At 57.0% G+C, this 8,300-nt stretch carries 10 protein-coding genes; 6 read left to right on the plus strand and 4 right to left on the minus strand.

From position 1 onward, the window contains the following. On the minus strand, nucleotides 1-250 hold a 250-nt coding region (locus PA6_RS21680), incomplete at its 3' end, for a hypothetical protein (protein ID WP_021703122.1). A gap of 147 nt (nucleotides 251-397) precedes the next feature. On the opposite strand from PA6_RS21680, the gene PA6_RS21685 reads away from it, so the two are divergent. Beyond that, nucleotides 398-724, plus strand: coding sequence for a DUF6388 family protein (locus tag PA6_RS21685; RefSeq protein ID WP_021703123.1), 327 nt, complete (start codon nucleotides 398-400; stop codon nucleotides 722-724). 41 nt (nucleotides 725-765) lie between these two features. On the opposite strand, the gene PA6_RS21690 is transcribed toward PA6_RS21685, so the two are convergent. Continuing rightward, complete coding sequence (locus tag PA6_RS21690) at nucleotides 766-2,031, minus strand: tyrosine-type recombinase/integrase (RefSeq protein ID WP_043217329.1); 1,266 nt, start codon at nucleotides 2,029-2,031, stop codon at nucleotides 766-768. Nucleotides 2,032-2,132: 101 nt separating this feature from the next. Then, nucleotides 2,133-3,158: a DNA-binding protein gene (locus PA6_RS21695; RefSeq protein ID WP_021703125.1), complete on the minus strand. Its 1,026-nt coding sequence runs from the start codon at nucleotides 3,156-3,158 to the stop codon at nucleotides 2,133-2,135. A gap of 162 nt (nucleotides 3,159-3,320) precedes the next feature. Between PA6_RS21695 and PA6_RS21700 the strand changes: the two genes are divergently transcribed. The 5 genes from PA6_RS21700 to PA6_RS21720 all read left to right on the plus strand — a co-directional run bounded on the left by PA6_RS21700 (nucleotide 3,321) and on the right by PA6_RS21720 (nucleotide 7,074). Beyond that, nucleotides 3,321-3,998 carry a GntR family transcriptional regulator gene (locus PA6_RS21700; protein ID WP_016487046.1) on the plus strand — a complete coding sequence of 226 codons (678 nt, stop codon included), beginning with the start codon at nucleotides 3,321-3,323 and terminating at the stop codon, nucleotides 3,996-3,998. 81 nt (nucleotides 3,999-4,079) lie between these two features. Further along, the gene (locus PA6_RS21705) at nucleotides 4,080-4,670 is read left to right on the plus strand and encodes a TetR/AcrR family transcriptional regulator (protein WP_003465041.1); all 591 of its coding nucleotides are present in this window, start codon (nucleotides 4,080-4,082) and stop codon (nucleotides 4,668-4,670) included. A gap of 90 nt (nucleotides 4,671-4,760) precedes the next feature. Further along, complete coding sequence (locus PA6_RS21710; protein WP_003465039.1) at nucleotides 4,761-5,462, plus strand: cysteine hydrolase family protein; 702 nt, start codon at nucleotides 4,761-4,763, stop codon at nucleotides 5,460-5,462. Nucleotides 5,463-5,516: 54 nt separating this feature from the next. After that, nucleotides 5,517-5,741 (plus strand): DUF2798 domain-containing protein, encoded by a 225-nt coding sequence (locus PA6_RS23185; RefSeq protein ID WP_003465037.1) that lies wholly within the window; start codon nucleotides 5,517-5,519, stop codon nucleotides 5,739-5,741. Nucleotides 5,742-6,021: 280 nt separating this feature from the next. Continuing rightward, complete coding sequence (locus PA6_RS21720; RefSeq protein WP_003465034.1) at nucleotides 6,022-7,074, plus strand: ABC transporter substrate-binding protein; 1,053 nt, start codon at nucleotides 6,022-6,024, stop codon at nucleotides 7,072-7,074. A 711-nt stretch (nucleotides 7,075-7,785) separates the two neighbouring features. Here PA6_RS21720 and PA6_RS21725 read toward each other — a convergent pair. Then, nucleotides 7,786-8,061, minus strand: coding sequence for a helix-turn-helix domain-containing protein (locus tag PA6_RS21725; protein WP_021703127.1), 276 nt, complete (start codon nucleotides 8,059-8,061; stop codon nucleotides 7,786-7,788). Between the last annotated feature and the right edge of the window lie 239 nt (nucleotides 8,062-8,300).

Raw genomic sequence — 8,300 nt, forward strand, 5'->3', positions numbered from 1 at the left:
TTTCCCTAGGCTTTCGATTGAACCACTCACGCAGATGGCTTCCATCGAGCATGTGTAATTCACCTTGGTCATCAATCACTTTAACGAACGCGGGAATGGCAATTGGGTGCATGGACTCAACGCGGTAACGCTTCCCTTCGGTGAACACCTGCACCTGAGTTTCTTCCATGCAGAGAGTTTTATTGCACGTCAGGACATAGCCTGATGGCGTGTCCCAAACTGTCTTGTCATCCTCAGTGATCGAGCTCATCTCAGACTCCTGCATCGCTTGGCTTACAATGCCATCCATATGACTGCCCTGCCCTTTTTTGGCCTCGACACTAGCCCATAGAATACGCCAGCTTCTGGGGCCAAAGTGTTGCTCGATTTGAACTGTTACCTGAGGGAAATGGAATCCATGAACATCCAAGAACGATACGCTGCGGCCCGCGACAAATTCTTCACCGAGAACCCTCGAGCCTTAACTGAGATCGAATCTATCAGCCGGACAGTTATCGAGGCTGGCGGCTCCTCTGTTGAGGAGTACCGAGAGCATCAGCGCAGTGTGGCCTTCGCTGAAGCGGCCAAACGCCGCGGAATTGAAGTTGATGAATACGTCATCCAGTTGGTTTCTGAATCACCGGAGCAAGCTAGGGAATGGCGATTGGAGCGTCAGCGCAAGATAGCCGAATCGATTGGAATGGAGTGGGATGAGTACAAACAGCTGAATCGAATTACGGATTAATGGAGGTGGCCACGTACGGCTACCTCCATCAAGGTTGTGGCTTAGTCCCTGATCCTCAACCGCCGGTTTGAATCTGCACGCTCATCATCCAAGGCCTCGTAGTAGATGTCCTGCGTGGTGGACATGTTCTCGTGTCGCAAGTCGGCCTGAAGATGCTTCATCTCACGAAACGGTGCATCAAAGGTGGCGCTTGTGTGGCGGAGCCAGTGTAGAGAGGCGCTTCGGAGTTCGTTGTACTCATCTTCGTCTCGACCCTCACTCTTCATGCGCTCAAGCGCCTGGTCGAAAATCACCTGGACGATTTTCCGAACGTGACGGTCAGTAAGCCCTGCCTTTCCATTTAAGTGCACAAGAAGTGGTGTGGTCTCGCCAGGTGACGGCAGTGGAGTGAGGTTGCGGGATACCCGGTACCGCTTCAGGTAGTTCAGGTAATCATCCTTGACGCTTACGCGAGCCTCTTTGTTGCCTTTGCCTGTGACCTCATACCACCAGGTGCCCTTCAGCTTGACGAAGGAGCCCATGGTCGGCTTCCAGTCAGCGATACCGACGATGTCGGAAACCCGGAGATACATGGCAAACAGTGTGGCGAGAATGAAGAGGCTGCGTTCGTGCTTCGGATCCTGATTCGCCATCAGCTCGGCGGTCTCGATCACATAGTCCCATTGGAGCCGCGACAGGACCTTAGGGGTTACCTTGCGGGACTCCTTGCTGACCCATTTGCTCTTTTGCTTGATGGCTTTGAATGGGTTCCCTGTAGGCACTTCCTCTTCAATCAGGAACTTGTAGAACGAAGAGCAGATGGCGAAGACCTGCCGCGTCGAACCTGCTGAGATTGCATACTGGGGTGTGTCGAGCTCGACCATGTTCTCGGCGGCGACCTTGCGGGTAGCCTTTTTGCTGAGAGAGCCAAACGGCCGCCATTGAGGGTTAGGGCTATAGACGCCCTCAGCGAGCAGAAATCGCTGCCGAACCGCATCACCAATCCAGTCCGGGTCAGGCTGGCAGCAGAACTGCATAAAGGCCTCTGCATCGGTCCGCTTGAGTGACGTAACTGACTTCCCGCATTTGATCCAGGACCAGAGAAGAAGCCGTTCAACCTGGGTCCTGTAGCTACGGAAGGTGGTTTCCCGCCCATTGTAGGATGTGAGGAATGACCGAACGTACTGGTAGTCCTGGTGCGCGTTGATGGTCGGCTCAAAGAGCTTGATGTAGTCGACGATTGACGGGCGATCAGCGGCGTACTCGCTTGCGGAAGAGTTCTCGAACGCTTCAAAGGTGTCGAACAGTGGCTGGGGCCCGATATTCAGATTGGGTGCGCCGACTGGCCGTGAGTTAGAGGCCTCGTGCTGCTGACTGCCCGAGAGTTCCGGGAAGGATGTCGCTATAGATCCCATCGTGTCATGCCCACTCATGATTCAGTCCGATCAGGCGTGTCAGCCCCTGCGGCCGCAATAGCCTGCAGAGCGGCCAGTTCAGTTCGGAGGGTGGAGTTCTGAATTTCTTGTTGCGCCTGCCCGCGCTGGCTTTCAACTAGAGCCGCGTTGAGTGACTTCAATTCTTCCTGGTTGTGCTGGACTTGGCTGGTCAGCATCTCGATTTTGGCTGCAGCTGTTGCGCGTTCGATTTCAGAGGCGCTCAGATCCCTTCGCAGTTGATCGATTTCTGACTGGAGCTTGGAAGATTGATTCTCAAGTCTGCGGGTGGACGCTTGCTCGCTGCTGAGTCGGGCTATGAGTTCTGAGTTCTGCCGGTTGAGTTCAACTGTCGAAGTACGAAGCTCGGCAATTGTCGCCTCTCTGTCGTGCTTTTCGGCCTGGAGCTTAGAAACCTCGGTGGAGTGCTCTGTGCGAATCTGTTTGATCTGGGTAGCCGCGGCATCCTGAAAGTGCCGGTTGTTCTCATGGGCGGTTTTCAGATCGTGGTCGAGCTTCCCAATGTGGCGTTTGGCATCTTCAAACGTGCCCTGCAGATCTGTTAGCTGCTGTGCCAGGCGCGCAATTTCTTGCTGCGCAGCACCGAGCTTTGAGCTGAGGTCGTTAGAGTGCTGGCGCTCTGCGGTCAGTTCAGTTGCTCTGGATTGCAGCTCCTTGCCCAGCTCTTTGGTCTGCGCCATCTCATCTTTGAGCTGCTCTTTCACATGAGCGATTACGGCCGCGGTTCGTTCGGCGGCCACATCAATGACCTTTTGGGATTCAGCCTTCAGCTGGTTGTGCAGCTGAATGACGAGCCCGGCCAGGTCATCACTGATCAGCCCTAGCTCCCCTAGCAAGCCCCTCTCAGAGCGCAGCAAGGCCTTAAGGTGCTTGTGAATAGTGGTCTTTGAGCCATGACCAATGAACTTCAGGATGTTGTCCACGGAGGGGTTGATTCCCTGCTTGCGGAGCTGCTCGACCGCATTTTTCACCTCAGTGAAGGTTACGCCGCCTTTGGACATTGGACACCTTTTTAAGATACTGCATTACATACCGATGTATTACATACCATTTTGAAGAAAACACAAACCGAAATATCAGAAATCTAAACAAGGAATAATCTGGAAATCCCGGCCGGAAACTTCCATCATTCGGGCCGGGCATCCGCCGCAGATGAGCGATCAATGAGCAACCCCTACCCTATTCAAACCCTCAATCACTCTTACCTGGGCAGTGGCATCTACGAGTTGCTGCGCGAGGCACTGATCACCGGGCGTTTCCAGCCCGATGACCGCCTGCGCATCCGCGACCTGGCCGAACAACTGGGCACCAGCGTCACACCGGTGCGCGACGCGATCCTGCAACTGGCCAAGGAACAGGCGCTGATCCTCAAGACCCCGCGTGACATCCGCGTACCCATCCTCACCGCCGCGCAATACGGCGAGATCCGCAGCATCCGCCTGGCGCTTGAAGGCCTGGCTGCGGAGACGGCCGCCGCGCTGGTGACCGACAGCGAACTCGCAGACCTGCAAGCCTGCATCGAAAACAACATCGCCGCGATCAACGCCCAGGACTTGCAAGCCGCTCTCAAGTGCAATCAGCAATTTCACTACGCGCTGACCACCATCGCGCGCATGCCGGTGCTGGCGGGTTTGCTCGATAGCCTGTGGATGCGCACCGGCCCACTGATCGCCCGTGCCTATGGCAACTTCAACGAGCGCATGGCCATCGACCATCACTGGGAAGTGCTCGACGCACTCAAGCGCCGCGATGGCGCGGCGGCACGGGCGGCCATCTGCCGTGACATTCTCGATGGCAACGAGAAGATGCTCGAGTACATCGAGATGGCGCAGGCGGACTGATTGGCAGTCAATTCGACTGTTGACGAAACATAGATGACCAGTTAGTTTATTAAAACTTTCTCATCACTGGATGTCTCTGTCATGGCTCGCCCGGTCAACCTCGAAGTCAGATCCCGTTTGCTGTCGATTGGCCGCCAGGTGGTTCACAACCGTGGCTTCAACGGCTGCGGCGTCCAGGACATCACCGCCGCTGCCGAGATTCCCAAGGGCTCTTTCTACAACTACTTCGCCAGCAAGGAAGACTTCGCGGCAGAGATCCTCGAGGAATACTGGACCTCGATCGAAACCCGCCACGGGCCGATCTTCTACGACGCCCGGGTCAAGCCGCTGGAGCGCATCGGCCAGTTCTTCCAGGCCCTGGTGCTCGAGCACGGCGAGCATGAATACAGCCTGGGTTGCCTGATTGGCAACCTGTCCCTGGAAATGTCCAATGGCAGCGAACAAACCCGCAAGCGTCTGGCCGATGTGCTGGCGCGCTGGGAAGGTTTGCTCGCGAGCTGCCTGCGTGAAGCGCAGCAGCGCCGCGAACTCTCTGAAACTCACGACGCCGAAGCGCTGGCCAGTGTCATCGTCGAAGGCTGGGAAGGTGCGGTCATGCGCGGCAAGGTCCTGCGCGACGGTGCACCTCTGCAGCGTTTCGTATCGATGGTCTTGCCTCGGCTATTGGAGTGAGTTTTTTTTCCTCATTAATAAGACGACTGGTCATTTATATAAAGCAACATTCACGTCTCATCCACGCAAGCACCCAAGAGGTAAATCGTCATGAGCCATCTGTACGCCGACCCCGCCGAACCCGCACTGCCTGCCACTGGTTTCAAGCTCGACCTGAGCAAAGCCGCCTTGGTGGTCATCGACCCACAGAACGACTTCCTCAGCCCTGCCGGCGCCAGTTGGGCGGTGTTCGGTGAGAGCATCGTCGAGAACAACACCGTCGAAAACCTGGAAAAACTGTTCAAGGCCTTCAAGGCTCACGACCTGCCCGTGGCCGTGTCGCCACACTATTACTACCCGCACGACCACGACTGGCATTTTGGCGGTCCGCTGGAAAAGGTCATGCACAGCATCTGCATGTTCGATCGCAAGGGACCGAACACCCTGGAAAACTTCGAAGGCTCCGGCGCCGATTTCCTCGAGATCTACAAGCCGTACATTCTCGACGGCGAGACCATCATCGCCTCGCCGCACAAGGTCTACGGCCCGGAAACCAACGACCTGGCGCTGCAATTGCGCAAGAAAGGCGTGTCGCAGATCATCCTCGCCGGCATGGCGGCCAACCTTTGCGTGGAATCACACCTGCGCGAACTGCTCGAACAGGGCTTTGAAATAGTCGTGGTACGCGACGCCACCGCCGGCCCGCGCCTGCCGGATGGCGACGGCTACCTGGCGGCCATCATCAATTACCGCTTCCTCGCCCACGGGCTGTGGACCACCGAAGAGACTATCGCGCAACTGCAACCGGCTTGATCGTGCCCGAGCGGCCGGGCATCGCGCCCCCCCGCTCTTTCTCGAGAACCCCCGATGAAAATCCCCGCCCGTTATGAGCATTTCGTTTTCGGCGTCGTTCAATCCGGCCTGACCTGCGCGGTCGCGGCCGCCATCGCCACCACACCCCATGCGCTCGACCTGGCCTTTGCCGGCCGCTGGTTGAACGCGTGGGCGCTGTCGTGGGTATCGATGTTGCCGGTGGTGGTGCTGGCGGCGCCGATGATTCGGCGCGTGGTGAGGCGGATGACGGTGGGCTGAATGACTTGGCTATGACTCACCCAACACACCGCCATCGCGAGCATGCTCGCTCCTACCGGGGGCTTCGGGGCTGCTCGCGACAGGCGCGCAAGCCCGCACCCGACGCACGAAATACTGTGCCCGTTCGCATTTTCGCAATAAACCACTTTTCATCCGCGCATTTGTAGCCGCTTCGTTCACGGACAAGCCGGTACATTAGACCTCCATGGTCCCGCAGAGCGACCGACAACAAAACCTACAGCTCGCCCAAGAAAATCTGCCAACCATTCGGAGTCTTTCCATGAGCACATTGCGCACTACAGCTTTCCAACTCGCGAGTCTGGCCCTGTTCATCGGTAGCGCCACCCAGGCCATGGCCGAGGACATCACGTTCGTATCCCAGGGCGGTGCTTATCAGGAAGCCCAGAGCAAGGCGATCCTGGAGCCTGCGGCGAAAAAGCTCGGTCTGACGCTCAAACAGGACAGCTCGCCCAAGGCCTACCCGATCATCAAGACCCAGGTCGAGAGCGGCAAGGTCACCTGGGACGTGGTGGACCTGCCCACTGGCGACTGCATCCGTGGCGAAGCCGAAGGGCTGTTCGAGAAGCTCGACCTTGCGCTGATTCCCAATGCCGCGCAAATACCCGACAGCCTCAAGGACGAATACAGCGTCGGCTACATCAGCTACTCCACGGTGCTGGCGTATCGCACGGACGCGTTCAAAGGCGCGGACGTACCCAAGACCTGGGCCGACTTCTGGGACACCAAAAAATACCCGGGCCAGCGCTCCCTACGTAACCTGCCACGTCCAACCCTGGAAATCGCGCTGCTGGCCGATGGCGTGCCGATGGACAAGCTCTATCCGCTGGACGTCGATCGCGCCTTCCGCAAGCTTGAGCAGATCAAGCCCGACATCGCCACCTGGTGGACGTCCGGCGGGCAGTCGGCGCAGCTGATCAGCGACGGCGAAGTGGACATGATCCAGGCCTGGAACGGCCGTATCACCGCCGTACAGGCCGCCGGCGCACCCGTGGCATTCGACTACAACCAGGGTGTGCTGGAAACCAACTCGTTGTGCGTCCTCAAAGGCTCGCCGCACAAGGTGGCCGCCATGAAATTCGTCAACGAGGCCATCGATGCCAAACTGCAAGCGGCGTTGCCGATGATCATCGACTACGGCCCGCTCAACCCCGAAGCCTTCAAGACCGGGGTAATCCCGGCCGAGCGCGAGGCCAAGCTGCCTTCCGCACCCGGCAACATCTCGCGCCAGGCCCTGCTCTCGGCGCAATGGTGGGCCTCCGAAGCCGGGGTCAAGGCCGAAGAACGCTGGTTGTCCTTCGTCCAGAAAAAATAGCCATCGGCCGTTGCTGCGCCGCAGGCCAGAGGCCTCGGCGCAGGACATGCCGTCTGCCCCCGCGATTTCGACATAAAGCGCTTGCGCACCGGTCAATTGCGTCCACTTCATTCGTTGGCATCCCGGTACATTAGGCCTGAGGGTCCCGCAGAGTGACCTGTGCAGACAACTCGCGCTCGCCTCAAGTACCTGCCCACCATTGGGAGTTCTTCATAGCATCCGGAACCTTACTAACTGTTACCTGTGATTTATCTTCCATAAATCAATCACTTACCTAATGTAATTGTTTTCGGTTTATTTTACGTGCGAGAAGGGTGACTGCCTAACTGCACAATTGCAATTCCAGGGTGCCCCGGCCATGTTGAGTGCTCGCCAGAAGTCGAGGTCAGGCCACGATAGGCAGCTTCGGTTTGGGGAGGGAGGCTCCAAGGGCGATGGTTGTCTGTTCGCGATTGTATGTCCACATTCATCGTCTGGCGTGCTTTTGCACCTCATAAATGGAATCTAATCGCTCCATCTTCTTCCTCGGCACATGCTTGTTGTGGTTAACCAAGGCCACGCTGATCGATTTGATTGAGCCGCGACTGGATGCAGAGGACCTGTGCCGTTGGGGGGGATGTCCCGGCGTTGGACTGTTCGATTTTGATTGCGTGGGATGTCCGCAGCTGTGGCACCATCGATGCTCCATCGCCCCTAGTAGCAAGTACCGAGCTACCTTCTTAGGGCACCTAACTCTGCTTGGATCTGCGCAGTTAACGTGCGTGCATCTAGCGAGGGGTCCTGCTTAAGGTAGGCAAGGAGAAGGAGCGTTGTGGGGTGCAAAGACAAAATGTCAGCAATTTGCTCGAGCTTTTCTAAGGACGCTTTCCACTTTCCCCGCTCGATTGCGCTGATGTAGCTCTGGCTTGGGCCAAGACCTTCCTGAGGCAGTCCGCGTGACTGCCTGATCTCTTTAATCACCAACCCCAGTGCTTCACTCAGTTCCACTTTGCATTCTCGCAAAGGGAACGATGAAGCCTTTTTGGTGATCAATCGGCTATGCTATATATAGCTTAAATACAGAGATTCATTGATGTTTACCACCTATCGGCATGCTGAAATTCCGTTTGAGCCAGTGTTTGGCGATCACTACCAAATGTGGCAATTCGTTGAACATAACCAGCACCGCCCATGGTTCTACGTGACTCTTCGAGAAGTGAGCGATGGGATGCCCTGGGACACGATGT

This window comes from Aquipseudomonas alcaligenes NBRC 14159, assembly GCF_000467105.1.
GTDB classification, from domain to species: Bacteria; Pseudomonadota; Gammaproteobacteria; order Pseudomonadales; family Pseudomonadaceae; genus Aquipseudomonas; species Aquipseudomonas alcaligenes.